Origin of the sequence: Colwellia sp. BRX8-5 (genome assembly GCF_014077325.1) — a bacterium.
Classification (GTDB): domain Bacteria; phylum Pseudomonadota; class Gammaproteobacteria; order Enterobacterales; family Alteromonadaceae; genus Colwellia_A.
On the sequence record NZ_JACGVR010000014.1, the window covers coordinates 29,759 to 56,217 of the forward strand.

Here is a 26,459-nt window from a genome sequence, read left to right on the forward strand (position 1 = left end):
AACGATAATCATCGTTAGCCCTGCAATTTTCTTGTTTGATCAACGGCTGCTGTTATTGAAGCAGTAGCAAGCAATGTTATTGAAACTAGCGCGAATAATATAATAAATTCAGTTTCAGGCTCCAATGAAATGCAAAATATTGATTCTCAAGGTGCCGCAACAAATGCTGTGGCAAATACAGCTACAACTAATACAACTAAATTAGCCGCGAGTAGTAAAAAAGTTGCAGTTATAACAGGTGCAGTTGAAGGTGTTAGAAAAGTAATGACGGAGGCTTTAAAATAAGATGATAAAACTTAAACACTTAATTTATATAAAAGAAATTAAATTATCACGGAAAAATTTTCCATGGACATTCTATGGACTCATTGGGCTGAATTTAAGTGTAATCGTTACTTCCATTGTAGTTGGGTTAGGAAAGAAAAAGGAACTTTTTGAAATTATTAGTGCTATGCCGTATGGTTTTTTAATTGTGACTTGTGTCAGTTTAGCAATATTTCCTTTTGTAGATATTTGGGAGAATATTGCTGACAGAGTTATGTGCTTGAATCTCGATTTAGATTATCAAACTGAGTTTTTAGATCGTTATGATATCAACACGCAAGAAAAAATTCGAGATGCATATATTAAAGGGCAAAAAGATAAAATTTCTGATACAAAAATTAAAGAAATAATTAATCAAATAAATCTAGTCTACGATAGTAAAGAATAGAAAACACTCACCCAAAATGGTTGTTTTTTGAATCCAAAAAATTAACTAGGCCATCCATAATAACTTTTGGTGAACAATTGGAACACAAAGTGATGATGTAGGTTATACCGGACATAAGTTCGATACAGATATTGGCTTAAGTTATATGCAGGCACGATACTATGATCCAGTTATCGGGCGGTTTTATTCGAATGATCCTGTTGGCTGGGTTCCTAGAAATCCGGTACACTCTTTTGGTAGATACACATATGCGAATAATAACCCTTATAAATATACTGACCCGACAGGTATGGAGGGTGAAGATTCATATAAAAGTGAAGTTCAAAAGCCAATACTCAAAGATATTACGGTTAAAATAGATCTTATAGTAACAATGGTAAATCTTGATGGTTCAATTACCTCAACCAGTGCAGACGGAACTACATCAGACACAGCGTCAACAAAACTTGATGAACTTGGCCCAATATCATTTGGCGCAAGTAAGGATAAAGCTACAGGAGAAACAACGCATAGTGTAGCGCTCGGAAAACAACTTGGGCCAGATGAGTTGAATGTTACTCCTTCAGTATCTGCTGATTCAAATGGTAATCTTACTGGTGCAGTTCTATTGAATGTTAGTAAAGTTGATCTAGCGGTTCAGGCACAAGTTCCTGCCTCTGGGATTGTTCACAACTTTAAAGTCTTACTTAAGCAGGCTGGGGATATCGCACTAACCTCTCCAACAGGGAATTAATAATCATGAAAGTATTGTTGTATTTATTCGTCATTTTGTATTGCGTAATTGGGCAAACCAATGAGAAGGTTGCTAATAGTGAAAATGATATTACTATAAAATATCAGGAGCTTAAAATGGCTGCTATTGACGGAGACATTAATAGTCAATATGAAATATTTAACTTTGTTAATAGTAACAATGATCCTAAATTAAATGAACATCTAACAGAAGCATTTAAATTTATGATTAAAGCTGGTGACGCAGGTCATACAGAAGCACAATTTACTATAGGTTCAATGTATCAAGCAGGAAACTTGTTGGAAAAAAATAGCGATGTTGCTCTTGGATGGCTTCTTGGGGCGGCTAAGAATGACCATAGAAAAGCACAACTTCTTGTAGGAAATAATTATTCTATTAGAGCTATTGATGCAACAGAAGCAAAAGTAAAAAATGAGAATAATGAATTAGCTATATATTGGTATGAAAAGTCCATTATTGATAGTTCCATAATGGCATTAAAGCAATATGGAATATTCCTTTTTATGATTGATACATTTTCGGCAAAAGCAGATAAATTGCTAAGTCAAGTAGCTGAAAGTGGTGATTCTGAAGCAATGTATTGGCTAGGTAAAATGTATGCTCATCGGTGGAATGATAACAAAGGGGATGTTGAGTTTGAACTTGCCCATTCATGGCTTGAAAAAGCGAAACTAAATGGGTATAAATCTCAAGAATTTATCGATGGATTAAATGAAAGGAAGAAGAATTACCTAGAAAGAATAGCAAAAGAGAATAAAGAGGAACAATAACTCCGCAGTTGAAAGTCTGTTTTATCACTTATTAGGCCACCCATAATAACTTATGCTGTTTTGTTTTAATAAACTAGACTTAAGTTACTTTTATTAAGTCGAGTGATTTTTATACCTAAACCTAGTTCATAACAAGTTAGTTTATTGGATACACCTTTTTATCTCATTTGCGGTCGCTCTGTACGCAAGACTTTTGTTTGTGGGGTTGATAATGAAAATGGGGCATAACTTGTATTTATAGATAGTTTTTTAATGGAATTTAGCGACTTACTTCTAATGGTAAAGTCACTAAAGATTTTTAAACATATAGTTTAATAAACCTGGAGAACAACATGAAAAAATTTACTACGTTTATAGCTCGCTGCATTATTTTAGTGTCGACTATCATCACAACATCGTATGCCAATGATCAGATAACAGATAAACAAATATATCAGTTAATGGATAAATCAGGGATAACCCAGTCAATTGAAGGACTACCGCTACAATTGCAAGCGATGGGACAACAAATGGCTTTAACGGCTAAAAATCCAGTTGAACATGAAAAATTTATGCAAGTGTTTGTATCGTCATTAAATCCTGATGTGATGCTAAACAAAATGACTGAAAACATAAGGAAGAATGTCTCATTAGCTGAACTACAGCCGATTCTTAAGTGGTTGGATAGTGATCTTGCTTCTCGCGTTATAAGTGCTGAGCTTCAATCTACCGATCCAAAGTTTCAGCAAAACTTAATGCTTTATATGGCTGAGTTGCAATCAAGCCCGCCATCTCCTGAGAGAACAAAAGTAATTATTCATTATGTTGAGTCATCAGAAATTGTAGAACAAGGGATGAATTTGATGATGGCGATGTTAGAAAATATGTTTGAAGCGTTGAAAATTACCCAACCAGAAAATGTTGAGCTTGCCACGCAACTCGATGCTCAATTAGAACAAATGGCGGTCAATATAAAGCCTTCAATGGAACAGCAAATGGTTTTAACGTCATATTTTATTTATCGTGACATCAGTAATGAAGATTTAAATGAATATAGTAATTTTTATAAGCAAGCTACCGGGAAAAAGTATTTGTCGCTGATGGTCGGTGCTATTGGCGATGGAATGAATGATTGGGGTACATCACTTATTCATCAAATATCAAAAGACAAAAGCTAGAGTTTTAAGGTTGTGGGTATTTAATTACCCATATTAGCCTCGCAAGGTACTTTAAATAAAGGTACAAAAATGAAGTTCCTTATAGCTATTGATGACAAGACCTGGTTACTGCCATTAATAAAAAGTCTGTTTAACGACGTTAAACAGACTTCAAAAAACCTACGGTGATAATTAGACAAAAGCTGCGAATTATCCTGCCACTATCATCAGTTTTACGCTATAAAACTGTTAATTACTTGCTAACTTTTGCATTAAATAAGTATGTTGCAGTGCGATTCGCTTGGCGGTTTCTTTAAGGTTGGCTGCAGCAGAGTGACCACCATCAATGTTTTCATAGTATAAAAATTTATGCCCTTGGTCTTCCATGCGTTTCGCTACTTTTCGAGCATGTCCCGGATGAACACGATCATCCTTAGTCGATGTTATAAAGAAGACTTCTGGATAATCTACAGCAGGGTCAATATTATGATAAGGCGAAATGCTCCGCAAAAACTTACCTTCAATTTCGTTTTCAGGGTCGCCATATTCGCCCATCCATGAGGCACCTGCTAATAGTGTATGATAGCGCATCATATCAAGCAGGGGCACAGCACATATTACCGCATTGAATAAATCTGGACGTTGGGTAAACATCACCCCCATTAACAAGCCTCCATTTGAGCCACCTTCGATACCTAAATGCTCAGGAGACGTTATTTTTTTGGTGATTAAATCTTGAGCGACAGCAATAAAATCATCATAAATACGTTGGCGATTGGTTTTTAAACCAGCCTGATGCCATTTAGGTCCATATTCGCCACCGCCTCTAATGTTGGCTAAGACATAGACACCGCCTCTTTCTAACCACAACTTTCCGCGAGTAGCCGAATAACTAGGGTTTAGAGAAACTTCAAAGCCGCCATAGCCATACAAAAGAGTTGGGTTTTTACCATCTAACTTTGTGTTCTTGTGTCGAACAACAAAGTAGGGAACTTGAGTACCGTCGGTTGAAGAAACAAAAAATTGTTCACTGACCATGCTTTCAGCATCAAACCAGCTAGGTAAAGATTTAGCTTTAGCTTTTTCGCCTGTTGCGGTGTTATAAGTATAAAGTGTGTCAGGATTAAGAAAGCTCTCTGCTGAAATAAAAGCAATTTCTTCTTTACTGTTGGTACTGCCAATTGAGACGGAACCATTAGCTGGAAAGTCTAATTTTTTAGAGGTCCATTTATTGTCATGCCAATCGAATTGATGAGCAGAGCCGGTTACATCATGGTAGATGCTCATCAGTACTTTAGATTTTGTGACGCCAAAGTTACCAATTGAAGATTTTTCATCAGGACTAAAAACAAGGTTAACAAGGTCAATTTTGCCATCATTCATAAAATCATCAATGTTAAAGCTGACTAAGTCGCCTAGTTTGAATTCACGCCAGTTTTCGTTTAATTTGACAATCATTTGCCCTTTAAACTCACCACTTAAATTTGATTTTTTAGGTATTGGTAATTTGATTTTTTCACTGATGCTGCCATCACTTTTGCGTGGAAACCAATAATACTCGGTGTCATAAAAGGTTAATGCCCGGGTAGTAATAATTTCGCGGCGGCCATCACTTAGCTCTGTTATACCCCCCCAATAGCCAACATCTGTTTGCTCGCCACGGTCAATTTCAACGGCACTCGATAACGCAGTACCGCGTTGCCATAGTTTAGAAACCATAGGGTAACCAGAAGTTGTCATGGTGTTTTCACCAAAATCAACCCCGATAATTAAGGTGTTCTTGTCTAGCCAATCTATACTGCCTTTACTTTCTTGGGTGATAAAACCATCGGTTACAAAAGTTTGAGTTTTGGTATTAAACTCACGTTGAATAACGGCATCTTTACCGCCATCAGAAAGGCTGACCATGCAAATTTCGTAATCAGGTGAAAGGCAGTTATTGCCTTTGTAGACCCAGTTTTTATTTTCACTTTTTGACAGAGCGTCAAAGTCTAAAACAGTTTGCCAAACCGGAATGTCTGAAAGGTAACTACTGAGGGTCGATTTTCTCCATATCCCCCTTTCATGTTGCTCATCTTGCCAAAAATTATGCACTTCTCCATTTCGATAAGACGCGTATGGAATTTTGTCTTTACTGTTAACAATCTCCAACACTTCGCTATTCATTTTTTCAAATAGAGGGTCTGCCATTAGGCGGTCGAGGGTGCGGGTATTCCAGCTTTTTACTTCAGTTAATGCTTTGTCACCTAAAACTTCCTCAAGATATAAATGATCTTGATCAGTTTTTCCTAAGGTGTCATAGGTAATAGTTTTATCAAGGTTTTCCACTTTCATTACGGGGGCCTTATTAGGTTCTTTATCATTTTGGCAAGCGGTGAGTGAAAGTGCTGCGCATAAAAATAGGGTTTTCTTGGGGTGATTCAATACAGACATAGTTCCCTTCTATTAAGATTTTGCTGAATATGCATCAATATAAGCAGAGTTCGGCATTACATTCAAGTCGCAGCTGAAATAATTGATTTTGCTTGGTTTAGTCTTTATATAGCTTGTTGCGATCTTTTATTGTTTATACCGTAATTAATAACAGATAGACTGCGGTCATTAATTACTTAACGATAGAATTTATGGGCTATTTATTTGCAGTTACCCTGCTATGGGCATTTTCATTTAGTTTAATTGGCGTTTATTTGGCAGGGCAGGTTGATGCATGGTTTAGCGTGCTTATGCGTATAACGCTTGCTACCTTAGTCTTTTTACCTTTTTTGAAATTAACACAAACACCAAAGCCCTTAGCGCTAAAGCTTATGATGATAGGCGCTGTGCAACTTGGCGTTATGTATAGCTTTTATTATCATTCCTTTTTATATTTATCTGTACCGGAAGTCTTATTGTTTACGGTAATGACGCCTATCTATATTACGCTATTAAATGATGCCCTTGAAAAACACTTTAACCCTAAATTTTTTCTAACTGCCGTTATCGCCGTCGGTGGCGCTGTAGCTATCCGTTATGAAAGTATTAACAGCAACTTTTGGACAGGCTTTCTGCTCGTACAAGCCGCCAACATCTGTTTTGCAACTGGACAAGTTACTTACAAACGCTTAATGGCTAATAGCAAGTTAGATGATAAAACGGTCTTTGGTTGGTTTTTTATTGGTGCATTAATCGTTGCTGTTGTTTGCTATGCCTTATTCGGCAATTCAGATAAATTACCCAATACAGCAACGCAATGGGGTGTCCTTATTTACCTAGGCATTGTAGCGTCGGGTTTAGGCTACTTTGGCTGGAATAAAGGTGCTACCTTAGTCAATGTCGGTGCATTAGCCGTGATGAATAATTTACTTATTCCAGCAGGTATTATTGTGAACGTACTTATTTGGAACAGAGATGCCGACCTAGTGAAGTTAAGCATTGGCGCGGGAATTATTTTAGCCGCATTATTATTCAACCATATAAATAATAGAGAATAGTATTTATAAAGGCTCTACTTATTGTTAGTTTCAACGTACGACTTTATTCAAAAGGGCAATGACTAAATTTAGTTGTCTGAAACAATGAACAGCGCTTTATAACGTGCTTACGGTTTCTCTTTTATTGATAAAAGATGATAAAAAGACTAGTCATTATTTTACGATAATAGTCGACAATTGTTAGCCACTTGTTGTGATGTTAAATAAGGAATATATGCAGAACTTTTCATGGGTCTACGACCAAGCCGACATTGATTGGCAGCAGTTATCAAGGTTATATCGTATTGCGCCTTTAGGTAATAAAGCCAAAGACGACCTTAATATTGTTTTTTCAAACAGTAAGTTTAAATGCTTTATTTATGAAAAACAAAAGCTTATTGGTGCAGGGAGAGCTTTAGCTGACGGACTTGATTGTTCATATATATGTGACGTTGCCATTCATCCTGAATATCAGGGGATGGGCTTAGGGCGTAAAATGATTAATCAATTAGTTGAGTTATCTTTCGGACATAAAAAAATAATATTATATGCTAATCCGGGTAAAGAAGGTTTTTATAAAAAGCTTGGCTTTAAACAAATGAATACGGCAATGGCTATTTTTAGTAATGAACAGCAGGCAATCGATGTTGGCATATTAAGTTCAACATAAGGTCAATCTATAAAGACCAAAACAACGAAGATAATTTTCTATGTTGCCTAAGCCTAAGCCTAAGCTATAGCCAGCAAAAAATACTTAGTTGATGGGATCGAGTGTAGAGGTTAAACAAGTCATAAAAGCTTTACTCGCTTTAGAAAGGTAATGATCTTTTTTCCATGCCAAACTCAATTTAAAGGCGAGTTTTGGTTCAAACGGAATTGATGTTATCTGCTGTTCATTTTGCAAAATACGCGATAAACAGGTAGTGATACCTACTTCATTGCGAACCAATGATTTTTGCAGTTCAATAAGATTCGTTTCCATACGTATGTCTAATGATAAGTTATGCGCTTTTGCATAGTGGCTAACCACTTCACGTAAAAAATAACCTTGATGAAACAACACCAGTGGCTCTTGACAAAATTGTGCCAATGATAAAGTTTCTTCTTTTGCTAGCGGGTGTGAAATCGCCATAGCAGCAACAATTTCCTCATCAATAAGCTCGGTATAACGCAGTTGTTGATTCTCTAAATCACCGCGGATCAAGGCTAAGTCGAGTTCGCCATTCATTAACATTTTCTCGAGTGCCGCTGTGCCTTGGTCAATCAAGTGTATTTTTATTTTTGGATACTTTTGCTTAAATGCCGTTAATACTTTCGGAAAATAATATGAGCCCATCATCGCGGAAACACCAAAGCGAATGGTACCTCGTTCTAAATCTTTCAGTTCTTCTAACTCTAATTCAACTTGTTTTGCTTGGCTTAATAATTGTGTTGCCAGTTTATAGAGCACTTCACCTTCAGCGGTTAATAAGGAGTTTTTATCGGTACGATTAATTAGCTTCAAACCAACTTCTTGTTCTAGCTTTTGAATAGCTATACTCAATGCTGGCTGAGCAATACCTATTTTATGTGCAGCCCGAGTAAAATTGCCTAATAAGGCTAATTGACAAAAATATGCTAAACGCTTTAAATTCATATTAAGCCTACTGATAAGTAAAAGTTATGATAAATATAATAACTATATATTATATTTATTTTTATTTTGAGGATAGAGTTAACGTATAAATATAAACTTTAGCGCATAACCGCCTACTAATGGAGTTACCTGATGAGCGACAAATTAACGCCTTTCAACTGGCAAGACCCGATGTTCCTTGATAATCAATTAACCGAAGAAGAGCGTATGATACGCGATACCGCTTATGATTATTGCCAAGAAAAATTGATGCCCAGAGTACTCGAAGCCAATCGACATGAACATTTTGACCGAGAAATAATGCGTGAATTAGGTCAATTGGGTTTACTAGGGGCTACTTTGCCTGCTAAGTATGGTGGCAGTGAAGTTAATTATGTTAGCTATGGCTTAATCGCTCGTGAAGTAGAACGCGTTGACAGTGGCTATCGTAGCGCGATGAGTGTGCAATCATCACTCGTTATGCATCCTATCTATGCCTATGGTACACAAGAGCAGCGGATGAAATATTTACCTAAACTTGCTTCCGGCGAATGGGTGGGTTGTTTCGGGTTAACTGAGCCTAATTCAGGTAGTGATCCTGCTTCAATGAGCACGCACGCCAAGAAAGTTGAGGGTGGCTATGCTTTAACGGGCAGTAAAATGTGGATCACCAATTCGCCTATCGCTGATGTGTTTGTTGTTTGGGCAAAGTTTGAAGGAATAATTCGCGGCTTTGTGCTTGAAAAAGGCATGACAGGGTTAACAGCACCGAAAATCGAGGGCAAATTTTCTTTACGTGCTTCAATCACTGGCGAAATTGTTATGGATAACGTTTTTGTACCCGATGAAAATATGTTCCCAGAGATTAAAGGCTTAGCAGGGCCTTTTGGTTGTTTAAATAAAGCGCGCTATGGCATCGCTTGGGGCTCTTTAGGGGCTGCAGAGTTCTGTTTTAATGCCGCAAGACTTTACACGATAGACCGTGAGCAATTTGGTCGCCCCTTGGCTGCTAACCAATTAATTCAAAAGAAACTTGCCGATATGCAAACTGAGATAAGTCTTGGTCTACAAGGTTGCTTACAAATGGGACGGTTAATGGATGCGGATCAATGTCCGGTCGAATTAATTTCACTATTGAAACGTAATAATTGTGGTAAGTCGCTTGATATTGCTCGTGTTGCACGTGATATGCACGGTGGCAATGGCATCAGTGATGAGTATGGGGTTATTCGCCATATGATGAATCTTGAAGCGGTTAATACCTATGAAGGTACCCATGATGTTCATGCCCTGATTTTAGGTCGTGCCATTACCGGTTTACAAGCTTTTTGCTAATGACAGATACTTTTACAAACGCAAACCCTCCATCGGCATTAGCAGGTATCAAGGTAGTCGATTTAAGCCGGATACTTGCGGGGCCTTGGGCCTCGCAAATGCTCGCTGATCTGGGGGCTGAGGTGATAAAAGTTGAACGGCCAAAAGTAGGTGATGACACCCGCTTTTGGGGGCCTCCTTTTGTAAAACCCCAAACAGCCAGTCAACCGCCACAAGCGGCGTACTTTCATTGCGCTAATCGCAACAAGAAATCTATTGCCATTGATATTCAATGTCAGCAAGGTCAACAGATCATTAAAGATTTAGTGGCGCAGTCAGACGTTTTTATTGAAAACTTTAAAGTCGGTGATTTAGCTAAATATGGTTTAGATTATGCTGAGTTGAAAAAAATTAATCCTAATTTGGTGTATTGTTCAATTACTGGCTATGGGCAAACGGGTCCTTATGCTCACAAACCCGGTTACGATGCCATGATACAAGGCGAGGGTGGCCTGATGAGTATTACCGGTGAACAGCAAGGCAGTCCAATGAAGGTTGGGGTTGCAGTCGTGGATATTATGACCGGGCTATATAGCTGTAACGCTATTTTAGCCGCTCTTATGGCTAGGCATCACACCAAGTGTGGTCAATATATTGATATGGCTTTACTTGATGTTCAAACAGCAATGCTGGCTAATCAAGCGATGAATTATTTAACCACTAATGAAAATCCACCTCGATTAGGTAATGCACACCCAAACATCGTGCCCTATCAAACGTTTACCACCCAAGACGGTGACTTAATTTTAGCCATTGGCAATGACAGCCAATTTTCAAGGTTTTGTCATTTGTGTCAGCTAAACGAGTTTGCAGCAGACGACCGCTATAGCACGAATGCTCAACGGGTTCTTCATCGAGACGATGTGGTGTCGACATTGGCTAAAAAAATTAAGACACAAACAACGCAGTGGTGGATAGCGCAACTTGAATTGATATCAGTACCTTGTGGACCGGTAAATACTCTAGAGCAAGTATTTGACCATCCTCAAATAAAACACCGAGCTATGGTTAAGCAACTGCCAAACGATGATGGCGATTTAATCGATGTTGTGGCATCACCCATTAATCTGTCGGCGACACCTCTGCAATACCATAGTGCAGCACCCGAGTTAGGACAGCATACCTACTTTGTTTTAAAGGATATGCTTAACTATGATGATGCCATTATCTCAAGTGCTTTTGAGCAAGGTGTTGTTGCTTAGTCGTAAGAACCAGCAAAGCTTAGCGGTTATCTCACTTACTTCTCTTTAACGGAGCTGGTCGGATAACCAAAGAGTACCTTCAGTTTTGCTTTCATGCCTTTACTGGTCAACATACTGCTTATTAAATAACGCCATTGATGAAAGGTAATCGTCAGTGGGTTATTACTGTGCAGTTGTCCAACAATACCGTATTTACAAGGTTTTCCAGATTCTTCTTTGGCAAAGGTGCCAAATAATTTATCCCAAATAATCAGAACCCCAGCAAAATTTTTATCCAGGTAACCCGCATTTATTGCATGGTGAACCCTGTGATGCGATGGGGTATTAAAAACTTTTTCGAACCACCCTAACTTATTCACAACTTGAGTGTGAACAAAAAATTGATAAGCCAAATTAAGTGCGACTACAGTAAATACGGTAATGGGGTCAAAACCTAGTAATATCATCGGCAACCAAAATAGCCACATACCGGCAAGCGGATACATTAAGCTCTGTCTAAAGGCGGTAGTAAAGTTCATTTTGGTCGAACTATGATGAACAACATGGGCGGCCCATAACCAATGAATATGGTGCGATGCCTTATGAAACCAATAATACAAGAAGTCTTGCAAGATAAAGGCGCCAAAAATACTGATAGGGGTTAGCGCTATATCAAATAATCGATAATCATAAAGCCAATAAAAAAAGGGCATTAAAATCAGTAAGGCGACAGCATCTGCACCTTGATGCATCAGAGCCAGTGCCGTGTTGGCGAAGCTGTCTTTGATATCGTAATAACGGCGATATTTAATAAATTCTAACGTAACAAAAATAATAAATACTGGGCTTAGCGCCAGTAAAATAATTTCTATGGACATACCATGTCACCTTTAAAGTGTAACGCTAATTTTTTAAGTGCTTGCACTAAATCTTTTCTAATAAAAAAAGCCAGTATAAAGCTTGGTAACCACCAGGGGGCTTTGCAGCTAATATGGTAGGTAACTTCAGTGGTTGCTGGGATGCTACTATCTTTAGCCAAGTCTTTTTCATTAAAATAAATGTCGCCGCGATGCTCTGCAACGGGTTTATTACCCATTATTTGATAACTTATATGGTGATGGTCAGCGCTAATAATACGCTCAGAAAACTTAATGCCACTGATTTTTACTTGCCTAATAGCGCCTTTACCACCTTTTAGTTCATCTTTATTTTGTGGTTGAATCAGGCTAAAAGTTGCATCAAAAAAACGACTTAATTGCTGATGCTCTAGCAAGGTCTCGCAAATTTGTTGCGGCGTTGCATTGATATTTTGTTTTAAGGTTATTGAGATCATAGTTACAACGCACCACTCTTGATAATTACCACTAGTATAAAAAAAACTTCCGTGGCAGACTTGCTCATAGATGACCATTTTTTAGCTTTAGGTGACAAATGACTACGTTGGCCGATCATTATTATACAAGTTGCCTTGATTACCTTGAAACGCTTGGTTTAGAGAGTCAAAGCGTTTTGTCGGCGATACACTTTGATGAATACGCGAATAAGCAAGCACAACAGTTAGCGCCTCGCATTAGTTTAAGCAGTTATAATGCACTGCTTGATTATGCGCAACAGACTTTAAATGAGCCAATTTTTGGATTTAAATTAGGTCAGCAAATCAGAGCCGCGGATTTTGGTGTGCTGGGTTATCTCATCGAATCGAGTAATAATTTAGCAAGCGCAATTTCATCGCTGTTAATTTATGACCGTTTGGTCGCTGATATCGGCAAGGCTGAATTTGAACAACAAGAAGATATTGCTATTATTCGATGGTTGCCAGACGCAAGTTGCAGCCCGCAGGCTATTTTACGTAATATGACGGCTTGGGTTAGTGTTATTCGCCAATTGCTTAACTCCCAGCTTTCACCTAGTTATATTTTTTTTACTGAGTCTTGGCCTGATATTGAAATAAAGAGACTCACTGATTGGTTTAACTGCCCGATTAAAACTAATGCACAATATAATCAAATTATCTTTCCTAGTAGCTATTTAGCACTGCCTTTTAAAACTGATAACGCCGCTATTAATTTAGCACTTAAACAAGTATCGGCGCAGCAATTGTCAGGTTTTAAAAGCCAGCAGCGCTTAGCCGAGAAAATAAGCCATCTCTTGATGGCTAAAAATGATTTGGACGACTGCAATTTAATACGCACAGCAAGTGCTTTAAACATGACAGTTCGAACGGTGCAACGTCAATTAAAACAACAACAGACCTCGTTTGCTTATTTACTTGAAAGCGAACGCAAAAGGCGGTTACAAGGCTATATGGGCAAATATCCCTTAGGTACTATCGCCTTAAAACTTGGTTTTAACGATCAAAGTTCTTTTAATCGCGCATTTAAACGTTGGTATGGTTGCAGCCCTTTGTATTACTTAAAATATAAATTAATTAAAACATAAGCTTATTCTTCTGGGGGTCGCTAGATAAACCCCAGCAGGTAATGATATTTGTGATCATTATTATCAGTTAGAAATTAAAAGTTAGCCGTAAAATAAAAAAACGGTTTTGAATTAAATCAAAGCCGTTCGATTTTTTTATACAAAACTGTTATTAACAGTTTTACCGATTGGTATTAGAACTTGTAGTTAATACCTACCTTCATCTGCCAACCAGATGAGCCTAATACTGTTCGATCGTAACTGCGAGTATCTGAGCCATTATAAACTTTATCTATTATATATTTGCCATCACCATCTAAACCACCAAAATCATAAATAGCTTGCTGTGGAAAGCTCATTCGCTTTTCAACACCCCAGTCATCATTTAACATGTTAGCAAAGTTGTTGACCATCAAGAATACTTCACCTTTATGACCTTCTGCAAAACCTGGGATCTGTTGCTTAATGCTGAGATCCATTGTTGTTACCCAAGGTTGTGTGCCAGTATTACGGTCAAGAATTTCACCTCGTTCGCTAATACCTGCTCGGTCTAAGAGCGCTTCTAACTCGTTCCACTTTATTCCTGAATCGGTCCAATTTACATTTGGATCCTCAGCACCTGTTGGAATGTACGCTAAGTAAGCCGAGTTAGAATAAAAGTCGCGAGTATCACCTAAGTCTTCATCTCGATAGTTGCCTGTTACCCAGCTAAATGGGCGGCCTGAACGACGTTCAAAGAATAAGTTGATATTGGTTTTATAACCAGAAAAAAACTCAGTTTCATAGCCTAAGTTAATTTTTAGGTTATGCTCAACTTCATAATTACCACGAGCAACAAAATCAAGATTACGGCTTTTAACAACATTATGTTTGTAGTTACTTTGTGCGCGTGATGATGAGCCAGCGTGATTTTCTTCGATATCTTGATGAGCGTAAGACATGGTCATACTTAAGCCATTGTCCCAACGCTTTGCTAACGCTGTTGAAAAGATAATAGAGCGACCATTGTCTTGCGCGTTAGTCATTTGAATATCAAAGTTATCCTCTACATCACCGGTGTAACGGCTTTCATAGATTAGACGTTCACCATCAGCAGCGGTAATAGGATAAAGTAATGCGGTATTCTTCCAAACAGCTTCATTTTCTTTAACATGGTACATCAATTCTGTTGACCAGTTAAAGTTTTCGCCTAAGCCATCAATGTCAAAAGTGTAATCTGCGGCAATGCGGCTACGCCAACTTGAAGGGAGTTTGAAATTCGGGTCAGTATAGTTTGTACTACCAGCGCCTTTTTCAAGTGAACTGATTATTTCGCTAGGAACATTGAAGTCAATCTCAACAAGTCTATCTTGATAATAATCGTCAACCGCTTTACTTGATGCAGCAACCAGCGTAATACCGTCATTTTGAAATGGGTTGTTATACCAAACATTTGGGATACCACCTTGGAAACGACCAATACCCGCAGAAAGTGTTAGTTTTTCAGAGAATATCCATTCAATATTAACCCGTGGTAAAATAATATCTAAACCGTCAAGATTTTCCTGGTTAGTGTAACCGTAAGTTTCTTGAAATTTGCTATTAAGTGTTGGTTTGTCGCTTGATGATAATCGTTCATAACGAACACCTGCAGTAACATTGATATCGTCTGTTAGATCGAAGTTGTCTTCAATATAAAAGGATAGTTGGCTACGTGAAACGTCGTAAGCAAGGTCTTGAGTATCGCCGGTATATGAATTTTGATAAGTAAATTCACCGTATCTAGCTAAATCACGTGCGGCAAAATCTTTAAAGCTTGCAAACTCCCAAGAGCCTAATGAATTAGCCCCAAATAAGTTGTATAAGTTTAAATCTTCATATTGGAGACCAAAATTAATTTCATGGTCATCCATCAAGTAAGTCGCATCTAACGACAACGTCAGGTTTTGAGTGGCTGATTCATTGGCATGACGGAACTGGTCTTGTCCAAAAACAAACTGTGGACCACGATATTCTGTAATAGCGGTGATTTCACCGATATCGCTATTAGTATTACTATCTGTTGCAACATCTTTGTAGCTTATGCCCATTTCAGTACTGAAGTCATTAGTCCAGTCTGAATAAATTTTAGTGGCGAAGTTATTAAATGTAGTTGCATAAGTATAGCGGTTTGATGCCATGCTAACGGTTGTACCACCGGTGCCGGCATTACGCTCATCTTGATCATCTTGCCATTGGTAGGTGAAATCAAGTCGGTGATCATCATTGATGTTCCAGCTTAATTTAGCTAATAACGTTTCATTGGTGTCTTCTTGATCGCCACCTAAAGAATCAGTGCGGCCATAAACATCACCTAAAATTGTATTGAAGTCATCAAATTGCTCTTGAGAAATATCGTATTCATGGGTAGCGCCGCTACCTTGGAAACCATAATCCATGGCCAACTCACTAGACCAGTTACTATAGTTAACAAAGAAAAATAGTTTGTCTTCTATAATAGGGCCGCCAACGTTAAAACCAAAACGTGATTGTGTTTTAATAGGGGCAACCGTTTTAGTAACAAATGTTTGATGGTCATCATCATCTAATATATTACGTACTCTGGGGTTCTTTTTATCAACGTCTGAATCAGTATAATAAACTTCAGTTGCTATATCGATTGTTTGAACATCACCAGCCATATCCGGTGTTGAAGTTTCAGCAAAGCCTGAAAATTTAAATTCATTAGATCCTGATTTAGTAACTGCATTAATGGTACCACCACCAAAGTTACCTTTTTGTGCTGAAAATGGTGACACATCGACTGATATTTGCGCAATAGCATCTAACGATATTGGTGGTTGCTCTGTTGGGTAGCCACCATAGTTAAGTCCAAAGTCATCATTCTGGCCAATACCATCAACGGTTAAACTGTTTGAACGTGGGTTACCACCAGCAATAATTAACTCGCCGTTACCATTAATACTTGCTAATGGGTTTAAACGGGCAATGTCTTTAATATCGCGGTTAAAACTTGGCGTATTCTGAATAAGCTCTGCTCCAAAAATACTGCTTGAACCACCTGATTTTTGAAGAAAACTTGAGCCTGTTACTTGAATACGTTCAATATTATCTGCTTGTAGTTGTTGGCTAATACGATGAGTATCACCAAGATTAAGAAAAATATTATCTAAAGTGGTATCACTATATGTGTCTGAATCAATAATAACAGTATAAGGACCACCAACACGTAAACCTTTAGCGGTAAAGGTACCTGTGGCATTTGTCATAAACTCACGGCTGGTTTTTGAAGGCTCATGAATAACGGTGATTTTAACATTACTAGCGGCTTCGCCCGTAGGGCTTAGGATTTTACCTCGCATTGAAGACGAGGTATCTGCAGCCATTGCAGAAGTCGATAAGCCAACAGCGATCACAATCGCACTGGCTATTTTTGACAGTCTTAGTTTGTTCATTTTATATTTGTTCCCTAAGTTTTTAAAAAGAACCAACGTTATTCTGTAACATTTTCATTGAAATATCAGTGATCCGTTAGTTCAAATAATCTCTATAAAATAATCAACGTTTCAAATAATTATTTTTACTCTTAAGCTTTATTTAGCAATATTTTTCAATATCGAGCAGCATTTTTCTTCTATAGAGTCTCATTAAAATAATACTATCTTGTCATATGTGTCAAGTTTTACTTGACCAATTGGACAAGAAAATAATATTTTAAATAATAGTATCATAAACAATGAAACTTAAAGTAGGAGTAACCCTCTTGCCACGTAAAAAGTTAACTAATGCTATGTTTCCTTTGGGCAAGGAGAAGATGACCCAACGCATTAACCGATAGAACAACTAACCAATTTACCTACTATACCTAACCTGACAACTTGGCGTCCTTGTGATGCCACTGAATCTACTGTTGTTTGGAAAATGGCGTTTAAAAATCACCAGTGCATTAATTTTTTCACGTCAAAATTTATCAGCCATACCCCGCAATGAATCACAGTTAGCAAATATTGAAAAAAGGTGCCTGCGTATTAACCACTTGTAAAGGGGCACCAGAGGTTATCTTAATTGCGACAGGCTATAGAAGTTGAACTTACTTTAAATGCTGGCAAAGTACTGACCGCGCAAGGACAAAAAGTACAAGTTGTTTCTATACTATCAACCAATATATTTGATGAACAAAGTAGCTATTGTAAAAAAGACATACTGCCAGTCGCCGTTACTAAACCTGTTGCTATAGGCGCCGTCCATAGCGATTTTTGGAGGAAGTATATCGGTTTAAGTGGCGGCGTTGTTGGTCTTAGTCGTTTTGAGAGTTAGCTCCGGGTAAAGTATTAATGGCGTACTTTATCTTTACTGTTGATGAGGTTGTTAAAAAAGTTAACGTTTGGTAATAATAATTTAAAAGTAATGCCACAGCCATTAGATAATAATTTATGCTGTGGTATTAATATACAATCTGCACTATTACTTTTTGTTATTTGTTGACTACTTGGTTAAGATTATTTATCTTGGTGTCGTGTCAAATTTGCACTGTATTTGTGTACGTTTTATTCGGGTTTTATTACGGAGTTGCAAGCATTATGGATAATATAGGGAGTGTTACCATTATTTAATAAAAACATAAGGTATATAAATGAACTATAAAAATAATATTGCTGCTTTATTACTCTGTGCTACCAGCCACTATGCTGTTGCAGACGTTAATAATGGAAGCTTTGAAACATGGTTAGCAGGCTCCCCCTCGGGTTGGACGACGATTGATTCTGGTATTAGCGTGAATAAAAATACCACTGTTTTTCAAGAAGGTTTGAGTTCAGCTGAAATTACCGTTAATACCGGTACACAAGGTTCTACCGACATTCAACAACTGGTTAGTGTTGTTGCAGGGCAAACTTACGAATTTTCTGTTTGGGTTTACCATACAGAAGGTAGTATTAAAGCGCGTTTATATATCGATGGCTATCAGGGCTACTCGAATGAAAGTCTAGTTAATCAATGGCAACAAGTTACCCATAGTTATACCGCAAGCGCAACGTCAGATATTGCTGTTGGCTTACGTTTTTACGACATTGCCGGTTTTGATGGTTCTGAAATTGTCTATGTTGACTATTTTCAACCTACTCAAGCATCGGGCGGTGGGACAGGTAGTTGCAGTACCAATAATGTGACTTTTAGTTTAACCACAGATAATTACGGTTACGAAACTAGTTGGACATTAACCAACACGAGTAATCAAGAAGTTGCTAGTGGTAATAACTACGAAAGTTCGACCAGCTATAATGAAAGTTATTGTTTAGCCGATGATGATTATACTTTTACCATTAATGATACTTATGGTGATGGTATTTGCTGTACTTACGGCAATGGCTCTTATGAATTTTCTCTTGCCGGAACTGCATTAATTAACGGTGGTGACTTCAACAGTAGTGAAACCAAAACCTTTACTTTAGGTAACACAGGCGGAATTCCGGGTGGAGGAGGCAGTGGCTCAGGCACTTATTCTGGTACCTATTATGACGGCATTAGCTCGACATCAGGTTACCCGTTAAAAACAGAGCTTTATAATTTAATCAAAGATCATGCAAATCAGGGCTATTCAGCGCTATGGACCTTCTATGAAAACCATTCTTTGGATGTTTATTTTGAAAATGATGGCTCTATATTAGATATATATTCTGAAAATCCGCTGGTGAGTGACAATTATAATTTTATTAAAGTCACCGATCAGTGTGGTAATTATAGCGGTGAAGGCGGTTGTTATAATCGAGAACATACTTTCCCAAAAAGCTGGTTTGGCGGCAAAGTAGAGCCAATGAACTCTGATGTTCATCATATCTATGCAACCGATGGCTTTGTTAATTCGAAACGCGGTGGTTACCCTTACGGTGAAGTTGCCACAGCATCTTTTACTTCAACTAATAACAGTAAATTAGGCTCAGCAACCACGACTTTAGGTTATAGCGGTACTGTGTTTGAACCCATTGATGAATTTAAAGGTGATTTAGCCCGCGCACAATTTTACATGGCGACGCGTTATGAAAACTTGATTGGCGGCTGGCAGAATAATTCAGTGTATGGTGATGCTATTTTAGATGGTAGTAGTAATCAAGTTTTTGAATTATGGCAATTAGAAATGTTATTGCGTTGGCATACCAATGACCCAGTCAGTCAAAAAGAAATAGATCGAAATGAAGCGGCACTTGGTCATCAAGGCAACCGTAATCCTTTTGTTGACCACCCTGAATATGTTGACAGTATCTGGGGTAATTAATTAAGGGAACTTCTCTTATTCATTGCTTTTAAAGCATTAGCTAACAAAGTAACGTTAAGGCATTTCATTTTTAAAAGTGAAATGCTTTTTTTATGTTCAGGATGAACGGTATGTCACGGTCACATGGATGTGAAGGAGAGACGATGTTCAGGATGGCCTCTCTCAGACATCCTGTCTTTCAAGGCATTAGTGCATCCCTGTACGTCAACGGTATGTCACGGTCACATGGATGTGAAAGAGAGACGATGTTCAGGATGACCTCTCTCAGACATCCTGTCTTTCAAGGAATTAGTGCGTAATATTGCACGTCTAGCTTTATATCTATCAGTGTAAATTTTTTACTTACTGATACCACAACCTTTAAGAATTATCTGGGTAAGGGTTTTAGCCACTTGTTCAAAGTCTTCATTACTTAACTTATCTTTACCCATGGCTGCGTTAACTTGTGGGGCAAAATCAGCATAATGTTGCGTGGCTCCCCAAATAGTAAAGAGTAAATAAAGTGGATCAATTGGGTCCATCTTACCTTGCTTAATCCAGCCTTCAATAGTCGCTTTAACCTCATCTATCCAAGTTTTAAAACTGGTTTTTAAGTATTCCTGCAAGCGAGGAGCACCGTGTATAAATTCACCGGCAAATATCCGTGATGCTTCAGGATTAGTTTTTGAATACATCACCTTAGCAAGAATATAATCACCTAAGACTTTAGCAGGTTCTTCAGTCGAGGTAATAATGGATGAATCCCATAAGGTAAGAATTTCTAATAATATATCAGAGTAAATAGCTTCTTTATTTTTATAATAATAATGAACATTTGCCCGTGGGATACCGGCGCGTTCAGCAATGCCTTTTATTGATGCCCCTTTAAAACCATGCTCTAAGAAATCTTGCTCGGCAGCTTTTAAAATGATCAATTGATTCTTTTTTCTGACCCGCCCAGTTGATGACGTGTTTGGTTGTTGATTCTTTATTATTGGCATATTAATCAATCATCTTTGCAGCATTTATTAGCAGGGTGGCAAATATAAGCTATTTCAACAATAAAGTTAATAGTCAATTTAGGGTTTAATTTTAGCAGAATTATGATTTTACTTGACACTGGTGTCAGGTTATTTCTATTATGTGAAAATAAATAGCTATAAAATAATTAAAACATCTCTGAACTATTAGGAAAATTTATTATGCCAACACCACATATCTCAGCTAATGTCGGAGATTTTGCCGAAACGGTTATCATGCCGGGTGATCCCTTACGTGCAAAATTCATCGCAGACAACTACCTAACCAATGTTAAACAGGTCACCGAAGTTAGAAATATGTTTGGTTACACGGGCGAATACAAAGGTAAACGTATTTCAGTGATGGGCTCAGGTATGGGGATCCCTTCGATGTCTATTTATGCGACTGAGCTTTACCGAGATTATGGCGTTGAAAATATTATTCGTGTTGGTAGCTGTGGTTCAATTCGTGACGATATACAACTTGAAGATATCGTTATTGCTATGGGTGCCAGCACCGACTCTAATGTTAATCGTCAACGATTGAATAATTATGATTTTGCGGCTATAGCTAACTATGAGTTACTCGAAAAAGTGGTTAGCACCGCGAAGCGTTTAGGCAAAACGCCGAAAGTAGGTAATGTTTTTTCAGCTGATTTGTTTTATGTACCAGAATTTGAAGTATTCGCGAAGTTAGAACAATATGGCATTCTTGCGGTAGAAATGGAAGCGGCTGGTCTTTATGGCGTTGCCGCTGAATTAGGTAAAAAAGCGCTATGCCTGCTAACAGTAAGTGATCATATTAAAACGGGCGAAAAAATGTCAGCAGAAGATCGTCAGTTAAAATTTGGCGAAATGATTGAAGTTACTCTAGAAAGTATTCTTTAGTTTTAGTACGCATATTTGTATAGGTAATTAACCATATGTCAGAAAATAAAATTCAATTTTTGTTAAATAACGAACGTAAAATTATCGAAAATTGTGATCCTAATATGACGGTACTCAACTATTTAAGAGAAGAGTTGAGTCGAAAAGGGACGAAAGAAGGTTGTGCTTCAGGAGACTGTGGTGCCTGTACAGCAGTGCTTGCTGAAGTGGTTCACTCAGCAAAAAGTCAAACAATAACCGAACATCTTAGCTATCAATCGATTAATACCTGCATTACTTTTTTATCTGCACTTCATGGCAAACAGCTTGTTACAGTAGAAGACTTACAGCAAGGAAATAAATTACATAGTGTTCAACAAGCTATGGTCGATTGCCATAGCTCACAATGTGGCTTTTGTACTCCTGGTTTTGTAATGTCACTTTTTTCATTAAAGAAAAATTTAGCGCAAGCCAAGTTTATTGATGCGACAGATAATTCTCCTGCTGTTGATCTAGACAAAGACATCGAGCATGGCTTAGCGGGTAACTTGTGCCGCTGTACTGGCTATCGCTCTATTACTGAAGCGGCAAAACAAGCTTGTGATAACAATGACGTTGATCAGTTTGAGCACGAGCAAGCGGCGACTATTAAGCAATTAAAACTCATAGCTCAGCAACAAGAAACTGTTGAACTGCACAATAATGGCAAGAGTCTTTATCTTCCTTATACCTTAGATAAATTAGCAAAATTGGTTGAACAATACCCGAAAGCTAAATTGTTAGCCGGTGGTACAGATTTAGCGTTAAGCGTTACCCAAGGTATGGCGCAAATACAAACCATGATTTCGATGAGCAATGTGCGCGAGCTTGCACAAATTAATGAAACAGCAGAAACTTTGTCTATTGGCGCTATGGTGAGCTATGAGCAAAGCCATCAGTTATTAAGCCAGCATTATCCAGAATTTGGTCAAATGCTTTATCGCCTTGGTTCAACTCAGGTGAGAAACTCGGGCACGTTAGGGGGAAATGTCGGTAATGCTTCTCCTATTGGAGACACGCCACCCGTGTTAATCGCCTTAGGTGCTAAGTTAGTGCTTCGCAAAGGCGAGCGTACTCGTGAAATATCTGTTGAAGATTATTTTGTTGATTACAAAGTAACACAACTCGAAAGTGGTGAGTTCATTGAACGTATTGAAATTCCAAAAGCTAACAGTAATAAACATCTCAAAGTCTTTAAAATATCAAAACGTTTAGATGACGACATCTCAACGGTGCTTGCCTGTTTCTATATTAAGTTTGCCAATAAAAAAGTGGCTAATATTACCATTGCTTTTGGCGGTATGGCAGGCATCCCAAAACGCGCTTTTTCCTGTGAACAAGCTTTAATGGGTAAAGAGCCCAGCGAACAAAATATTGCTTTAGCGATGACAGCATTAGCAAAAGACTTCTCTCCGATGTCAGATGTGCGCGCGAGCAGTGAATATCGCTTACAAGTGGCAAAAAACTTAGTGAGAAAATGCTTTTATGAACTAGAGCAAACGCATGCAGCAACCCGAATCGAAACCTTTGAAGTTGATACCTTTGAAGGGAAAGGAGTGACTCATGCGTAAATTAAGTGAAATTGATAAAGGTCTTGAAAGTAAAAAAAGTTCTGGCGCGGTTGGGCAATCGACCAAGCATGAAAGTGCTGAAATGCATGTTACCGGCAAAGCCGTTTATACCGATGACAAATTAGAGTCGTTAGGGCAATTGCATGCTGCTGTTGGTATGGCAACAATTGCCAGTGGTAATATTACCGCGATAGATTTATCGGCAGTACGCGCCGCCAAGGGTGTAGTTGCTGTTATTACCTTAGATGACATTGTTGGTCATACTGATATTGGTCCTGTTTTTCCGGGCGATCCAATACTCACCAAAGATGTCGTTGAATTTTATGGTCAAGCTATCTTTGCGGTCGCTGCGACGAGCCATGAGTTAGCAAAACAAGCGGTAGCGTTGGCAAAAATTGACTATAAAGAAAAAACACCAGTACTGACTATTAAACAAGCGTTAGAAGCTAAGAGCTTTGTTCGTCCACCGCATAGTATGAAACGTGGTGATAGTGCCACTGCTATTGAGCAAGCTAAGCATCAGCTGAGTGGTGAGATTACCATTGGTGGCCAAGAGCATTTTTATTTGGAAGGTCAAATAGCCAGTGTTATTCCCACCGAAGATGGCGGAATGACCGTTTATTCATCTAGCCAACATCCTGCTGAAGTTCAAAAACTTGTGGCAGAAGTGTTAGGTATCCCTTTTAATCGCGTCGTTGTCGATATGAAACGTATGGGTGGTGGTTTTGGCGGTAAAGAAACACAAGCGGCTGGTTGGTCTTGTTTAGCGGCGGTACTTGCTGATAAAACCCAAAAAGCAGTAAAGCTGCGTTTAAATCGTAGCGACGATATGATGATGACCGGTAAACGTCATCCTTTTGAAAATCATTATCAAGTAGGGTTTAATGGTCAAGGTGTTATTGAAGGCATAGATATAACGGTCAATGGTAATTGTGGTTACTCACCTGATTTATCAGATGCCATCGTCGACAGAGCCATGTTTCATGCTGATAATGGTTATTACTTGGACCATGTTAGTATTATCGGTAATCGTTGTAAGACGAATACCGCCTCCAATACCGCCTTTCGAGGTTTTGGTGGTCCACAAGGTATGATGATTATTGAGTGTGTCATGGATGATATTGCTTACTCTCTAGGATTAGACCCACTTGCTGTGCGTAAAGCTAACCTTTACGGTACAGATACGCGCAATATTACCCCGTACCATCAGCAAGTAGAGCACAATAATTTAGCTGAGATGATAACCAAACTTGAGCATAGCTCTCGTTATGCCAAGCGTTGCCAAGAAATTGATGAATTTAATGCCGGCAGTAAATTTCTTAAAAAAGGTATTTCACTAACACCGGTTAAATTTGGTATTTCGTTTACTGCTCAGCATCTTAATCAAGCAGGGGCGCTGATTAATATTTATACCGACGGAAGTGTTGATGTTACACATGGCGGCACTGAAATGGGCCAAGGGTTGCATACTAAAATTGCCCAAATCGTTGCACAAGTTTTTGGTATCGCCGTTGATAAGGTAAAAGTATCAGCAACGCGGACCGACAAAGTCCCTAATGCTTCACCAACAGCGGCTTCTTCAGGTACCGATCTCAATGGTAAAGCCGCTCAAAACGCTGCACAAACAATTAAACAAAGGTTAATTGATTTTGCTGTCGAGCACTTTGCTGTTGAGAGTAACGAGATAACTTTTAGTGACGATTTAATCGATGCCGGTGAACATAAACTCAGTTTTGTTGAGTTAGTCCAAAAAGCGTATTTTGCTCGGGTGTCTTTATCGTCGACCGGTTTTTATCGAACGCCAAAAATTTATTACGATCGAGAAAATGCCCAAGGTCGACCGTTTTTCTATTTTGCGATGGGTGCTTCAGTATCTGAAGTGTTAATCGATACGCTGACCGGTGAATACAAGTTATTACAAACCGATATCCTTCATGATGTTGGTGACTCTTTAAACCCTGCGATAGATATAGGCCAAATTGAAGGTGGTTATATTCAAGGCGTCGGTTGGTTAACCACTGAAGAATTACATTGGAATGATAAGGGACGTTTGTTAACGACTGGGCCGGCCACCTATAAAATTCCTGCTATTAGCGACGCACCAAAAGTCTTTAACGTTGAGTTGTTGAAAGATTCTCCTAATCGTGAAGCGACCATTTACCATTCTAAAGCGGTAGGCGAGCCACCGTTTATGTTGGCTATTTCTGTCTGGTCAGCGCTGCGCGCCGCTATTGCTAACTCTGTTGCTGCAAAAGATAGAGCCAAAGGTGTTATTCCGTCGCTTGATACTCCTGCCACACCAGAGCGAGTTTTAAAGGCTGTGCAATTAATAACCGCCCAGCAAGGGATGGACACTGATGAATAACCGACAAAGTTGGTCTGAAGCGGTTAGTTCATTAAAGATCAAAGGAGAGGCCTTTGTCTTGCTAACAATTATTGGTGTGCATGGCTCAGCGCCTAGAAATTCTGGTACTAAGATGGTGGTGAGTGCCAATAGCACTTATGACACTATTGGTGGTGGTCACTTAGAGTTTAAGTCTATCGCGATAGCGCAACAATTATTAGCAGACGAGGATAAGAATCAACATATCGAGCACTTTTCTTTAGGTGCTTCCTTAGGGCAATGTTGCGGCGGAGATTGTAGCGTATTATTTGAAAGCTTTGTAGCTTGTAAAACTCAAATAATGCTTTTTGGCGCCGGCCATGTTGGTAAAGCGTTAACGACCATCCTTGCTGACTTACCTTGCCAGCTAAAATGGGTTGATAATCGCCAAGAACAGTTTCCTGTTGAGATGCTGGCAAATGCGCCGGCTAATATTGAGTGTGTTGTTAGTGACAATCCGGTAGATGAAATAGCTAGCATGCCTGCAGGCAGTTTTTTTATCATTATGACCCACAATCATCAATTAGATTTTGAACTATGCCAGGCGCTGTTAAAGCGTGGTGATTTTGCGTATGCCGGTTTAATTGGTTCTGAGACAAAATGGAAACGCTTTCAGCATCGCTTAAAACATCGAGAATTTAGTCAGCAGGCTATTGAACAGCTCACTTGTCCTATTGGTTTAAGTGCCGTGCCGGGTAAACGTCCTATGGAAGTTGCGGTATCAATTGCGGCTGAAATTATTGGTTTATATCAAAAAGACGACCATGCAGGTCATCAGTCAACTACCGCGCAAGGTATCAGTTTCAAAGCGTTAACGCCGTTACTTAATAGCGCGACTAATCTCCATGTTACCGGTCGAAGCAAAAATAAAGTAACTGATAGCAAACCGATTACAGATAAGATTAATGAATAACTTTACCTTAGGTTCAACAGGCGTTTTTA

The 26,459-nt window shown here is 38.6% G+C and carries 22 protein-coding genes; 16 read left to right on the top strand and 6 right to left on the bottom strand.

Annotated elements, in window-relative coordinates; all coding sequences use genetic code 11:
* The first annotated feature begins 129 nt into the window (after positions 1–129).
* The 5 genes from H4J62_RS11035 (at position 130) to H4J62_RS11055 (ending at position 3,393) form a co-directional block, all read left to right on the top strand.
* The gene (locus H4J62_RS11035) at positions 130–285 is read left to right on the top strand and encodes a hypothetical protein (protein ID WP_182215939.1); all 156 of its coding nucleotides are present in this window, start codon (positions 130–132) and stop codon (positions 283–285) included.
* 1 nt (position 286) lies between these two features.
* A complete protein-coding gene (locus H4J62_RS11040) occupies positions 287–712 on the top strand; it encodes a hypothetical protein (protein ID WP_182215941.1) in 426 nt (141 codons plus the stop codon).
* 76 nt (positions 713–788) lie between these two features.
* Positions 789–1,445, top strand: coding sequence for an RHS repeat-associated core domain-containing protein (locus H4J62_RS20425; RefSeq protein WP_310733521.1), 657 nt, complete (start codon positions 789–791; stop codon positions 1,443–1,445).
* 5 nt (positions 1,446–1,450) lie between these two features.
* Positions 1,451–2,236 carry a tetratricopeptide repeat protein gene (locus H4J62_RS11050; RefSeq protein ID WP_182215943.1) on the top strand — a complete coding sequence of 262 codons (786 nt, stop codon included), beginning with the start codon at positions 1,451–1,453 and terminating at the stop codon, positions 2,234–2,236.
* Positions 2,237–2,568: 332 nt separating this feature from the next.
* Positions 2,569–3,393, top strand: a complete 825-nt coding sequence (locus tag H4J62_RS11055) for a hypothetical protein (protein WP_182215944.1) — start codon at positions 2,569–2,571, stop codon at positions 3,391–3,393.
* A gap of 228 nt (positions 3,394–3,621) precedes the next feature.
* On the opposite strand, the gene H4J62_RS11060 is transcribed toward H4J62_RS11055, so the two are convergent.
* Positions 3,622–5,805, bottom strand: a complete 2,184-nt coding sequence (locus tag H4J62_RS11060) for a prolyl oligopeptidase family protein (RefSeq protein WP_182215946.1) — start codon at positions 5,803–5,805, stop codon at positions 3,622–3,624.
* A gap of 191 nt (positions 5,806–5,996) precedes the next feature.
* Here H4J62_RS11060 and H4J62_RS11065 point away from each other — a divergent pair, with 191 nt between their 5' ends.
* Positions 5,997–6,842: a carboxylate/amino acid/amine transporter gene (locus H4J62_RS11065; protein WP_182215948.1), complete on the top strand. Its 846-nt coding sequence runs from the start codon at positions 5,997–5,999 to the stop codon at positions 6,840–6,842.
* Positions 6,843–7,056: 214 nt separating this feature from the next.
* Positions 7,057–7,491 (top strand): GNAT family N-acetyltransferase, encoded by a 435-nt coding sequence (locus H4J62_RS11070; protein ID WP_182215950.1) that lies wholly within the window; start codon positions 7,057–7,059, stop codon positions 7,489–7,491.
* A gap of 84 nt (positions 7,492–7,575) precedes the next feature.
* Here H4J62_RS11070 and H4J62_RS11075 read toward each other — a convergent pair whose 3' ends face one another.
* Positions 7,576–8,457 (bottom strand): LysR family transcriptional regulator, encoded by an 882-nt coding sequence (locus H4J62_RS11075; protein ID WP_182215951.1) that lies wholly within the window; start codon positions 8,455–8,457, stop codon positions 7,576–7,578.
* Positions 8,458–8,589: 132 nt separating this feature from the next.
* Here H4J62_RS11075 and H4J62_RS11080 point away from each other — a divergent pair, with 132 nt between their 5' ends.
* Both H4J62_RS11080 and H4J62_RS11085 read left to right on the top strand, forming a co-directional pair.
* Entirely contained in the window at positions 8,590–9,771 is a 1,182-nt protein-coding gene (locus tag H4J62_RS11080) for an acyl-CoA dehydrogenase (RefSeq protein WP_182215953.1), read from the top strand.
* Positions 9,771–11,012, top strand: coding sequence for a CaiB/BaiF CoA-transferase family protein (locus H4J62_RS11085; RefSeq protein ID WP_182215955.1), 1,242 nt, complete (start codon positions 9,771–9,773; stop codon positions 11,010–11,012). The genes H4J62_RS11080 and H4J62_RS11085 overlap by 1 nt, the downstream gene beginning before the upstream one ends.
* Before the next feature lie 35 nt (positions 11,013–11,047).
* Here the strand turns inward: H4J62_RS11085 and H4J62_RS11090 are convergent, their stop codons facing one another.
* The gene (locus tag H4J62_RS11090; protein ID WP_182215957.1) at positions 11,048–11,869 is read right to left on the bottom strand and encodes a sterol desaturase family protein; all 822 of its coding nucleotides are present in this window, start codon (positions 11,867–11,869) and stop codon (positions 11,048–11,050) included.
* Positions 11,860–12,324 (bottom strand): SRPBCC family protein, encoded by a 465-nt coding sequence (locus H4J62_RS11095; protein WP_182215959.1) that lies wholly within the window; start codon positions 12,322–12,324, stop codon positions 11,860–11,862. The genes H4J62_RS11090 and H4J62_RS11095 overlap by 10 nt, the downstream gene beginning before the upstream one ends.
* 98 nt (positions 12,325–12,422) lie before the next feature.
* Between H4J62_RS11095 and H4J62_RS11100 the strand changes: the two genes are divergently transcribed.
* Positions 12,423–13,430: an AraC family transcriptional regulator gene (locus H4J62_RS11100; protein ID WP_182215961.1), complete on the top strand. Its 1,008-nt coding sequence runs from the start codon at positions 12,423–12,425 to the stop codon at positions 13,428–13,430.
* Positions 13,431–13,603: 173 nt separating this feature from the next.
* Here the strand turns inward: H4J62_RS11100 and H4J62_RS11105 are convergent, their stop codons facing one another.
* Positions 13,604–16,843, bottom strand: a complete 3,240-nt coding sequence (locus tag H4J62_RS11105; protein WP_182215963.1) for a TonB-dependent receptor — start codon at positions 16,841–16,843, stop codon at positions 13,604–13,606.
* A gap of 610 nt (positions 16,844–17,453) precedes the next feature.
* Here H4J62_RS11105 and H4J62_RS11110 point away from each other — a divergent pair.
* Complete coding sequence (locus tag H4J62_RS11110; RefSeq protein WP_182215965.1) at positions 17,454–17,705, top strand: transketolase-like TK C-terminal-containing protein; 252 nt, start codon at positions 17,454–17,456, stop codon at positions 17,703–17,705.
* Positions 17,706–18,021: 316 nt separating this feature from the next.
* On the top strand, positions 18,022–19,659 hold the full coding sequence (locus tag H4J62_RS11115; protein WP_182215966.1) for an endonuclease: 1,638 nt from the start codon (positions 18,022–18,024) through the stop codon (positions 19,657–19,659).
* Positions 19,660–19,997: 338 nt separating this feature from the next.
* On the opposite strand, the gene H4J62_RS11120 is transcribed toward H4J62_RS11115, so the two are convergent.
* Positions 19,998–20,573: a TetR/AcrR family transcriptional regulator gene (locus H4J62_RS11120; protein WP_259364916.1), complete on the bottom strand. Its 576-nt coding sequence runs from the start codon at positions 20,571–20,573 to the stop codon at positions 19,998–20,000.
* 267 nt (positions 20,574–20,840) lie between these two features.
* Here H4J62_RS11120 and deoD point away from each other — a divergent pair, with 267 nt between their 5' ends.
* From deoD to xdhC, 4 genes are read left to right on the top strand one after another with little or no spacing between them, the layout of a single operon-like run.
* A complete protein-coding gene (deoD, locus tag H4J62_RS11125) occupies positions 20,841–21,545 on the top strand; it encodes a purine-nucleoside phosphorylase (protein WP_182215970.1) in 705 nt (234 codons plus the stop codon).
* A gap of 35 nt (positions 21,546–21,580) precedes the next feature.
* The gene (gene xdhA, locus H4J62_RS11130; RefSeq protein ID WP_182215971.1) at positions 21,581–23,134 is read left to right on the top strand and encodes a xanthine dehydrogenase small subunit; all 1,554 of its coding nucleotides are present in this window, start codon (positions 21,581–21,583) and stop codon (positions 23,132–23,134) included.
* A complete protein-coding gene (xdhB, locus tag H4J62_RS11135) occupies positions 23,127–25,499 on the top strand; it encodes a xanthine dehydrogenase molybdopterin binding subunit (protein ID WP_182215973.1) in 2,373 nt (790 codons plus the stop codon). The genes xdhA and xdhB overlap by 8 nt, the downstream gene beginning before the upstream one ends.
* Positions 25,492–26,430 (top strand): xanthine dehydrogenase accessory protein XdhC, encoded by a 939-nt coding sequence (gene xdhC, locus H4J62_RS11140; protein ID WP_182215974.1) that lies wholly within the window; start codon positions 25,492–25,494, stop codon positions 26,428–26,430. The genes xdhB and xdhC overlap by 8 nt, the downstream gene beginning before the upstream one ends.
* The last annotated feature ends 29 nt before the right edge of the window (positions 26,431–26,459 follow it).

Coding starts and splice junctions, on each gene's coding strand:
- H4J62_RS11035 (WP_182215939.1), top strand. CDS start 130: ATGCAAAATATTGATTCTCAAGGTGCCGCAACAAATGCTGTGGCAAAT.
- H4J62_RS11040 (WP_182215941.1), top strand. CDS start 287: ATGATAAAACTTAAACACTTAATTTATATAAAAGAAATTAAATTATCA.
- H4J62_RS11050 (WP_182215943.1), top strand. CDS start 1,451: ATGAAAGTATTGTTGTATTTATTCGTCATTTTGTATTGCGTAATTGGG.
- H4J62_RS11055 (WP_182215944.1), top strand. CDS start 2,569: ATGAAAAAATTTACTACGTTTATAGCTCGCTGCATTATTTTAGTGTCG.
- H4J62_RS11060 (WP_182215946.1), bottom strand. CDS start 5,805: ATGTCTGTATTGAATCACCCCAAGAAAACCCTATTTTTATGCGCAGCA.
- H4J62_RS11065 (WP_182215948.1), top strand. CDS start 5,997: ATGGGCTATTTATTTGCAGTTACCCTGCTATGGGCATTTTCATTTAGT.
- H4J62_RS11070 (WP_182215950.1), top strand. CDS start 7,057: ATGCAGAACTTTTCATGGGTCTACGACCAAGCCGACATTGATTGGCAG.
- H4J62_RS11075 (WP_182215951.1), bottom strand. CDS start 8,457: ATGAATTTAAAGCGTTTAGCATATTTTTGTCAATTAGCCTTATTAGGC.
- H4J62_RS11080 (WP_182215953.1), top strand. CDS start 8,590: ATGAGCGACAAATTAACGCCTTTCAACTGGCAAGACCCGATGTTCCTT.
- H4J62_RS11085 (WP_182215955.1), top strand. CDS start 9,771: ATGACAGATACTTTTACAAACGCAAACCCTCCATCGGCATTAGCAGGT.
- H4J62_RS11090 (WP_182215957.1), bottom strand. CDS start 11,869: ATGTCCATAGAAATTATTTTACTGGCGCTAAGCCCAGTATTTATTATT.
- H4J62_RS11095 (WP_182215959.1), bottom strand. CDS start 12,324: ATGATCTCAATAACCTTAAAACAAAATATCAATGCAACGCCGCAACAA.
- H4J62_RS11100 (WP_182215961.1), top strand. CDS start 12,423: ATGACTACGTTGGCCGATCATTATTATACAAGTTGCCTTGATTACCTT.
- H4J62_RS11105 (WP_182215963.1), bottom strand. CDS start 16,843: ATGAACAAACTAAGACTGTCAAAAATAGCCAGTGCGATTGTGATCGCT.
- H4J62_RS11115 (WP_182215966.1), top strand. CDS start 18,022: ATGAACTATAAAAATAATATTGCTGCTTTATTACTCTGTGCTACCAGC.
- deoD (WP_182215970.1), top strand. CDS start 20,841: ATGCCAACACCACATATCTCAGCTAATGTCGGAGATTTTGCCGAAACG.
- xdhA (WP_182215971.1), top strand. CDS start 21,581: ATGTCAGAAAATAAAATTCAATTTTTGTTAAATAACGAACGTAAAATT.
- xdhB (WP_182215973.1), top strand. CDS start 23,127: ATGCGTAAATTAAGTGAAATTGATAAAGGTCTTGAAAGTAAAAAAAGT.
- xdhC (WP_182215974.1), top strand. CDS start 25,492: ATGAATAACCGACAAAGTTGGTCTGAAGCGGTTAGTTCATTAAAGATC.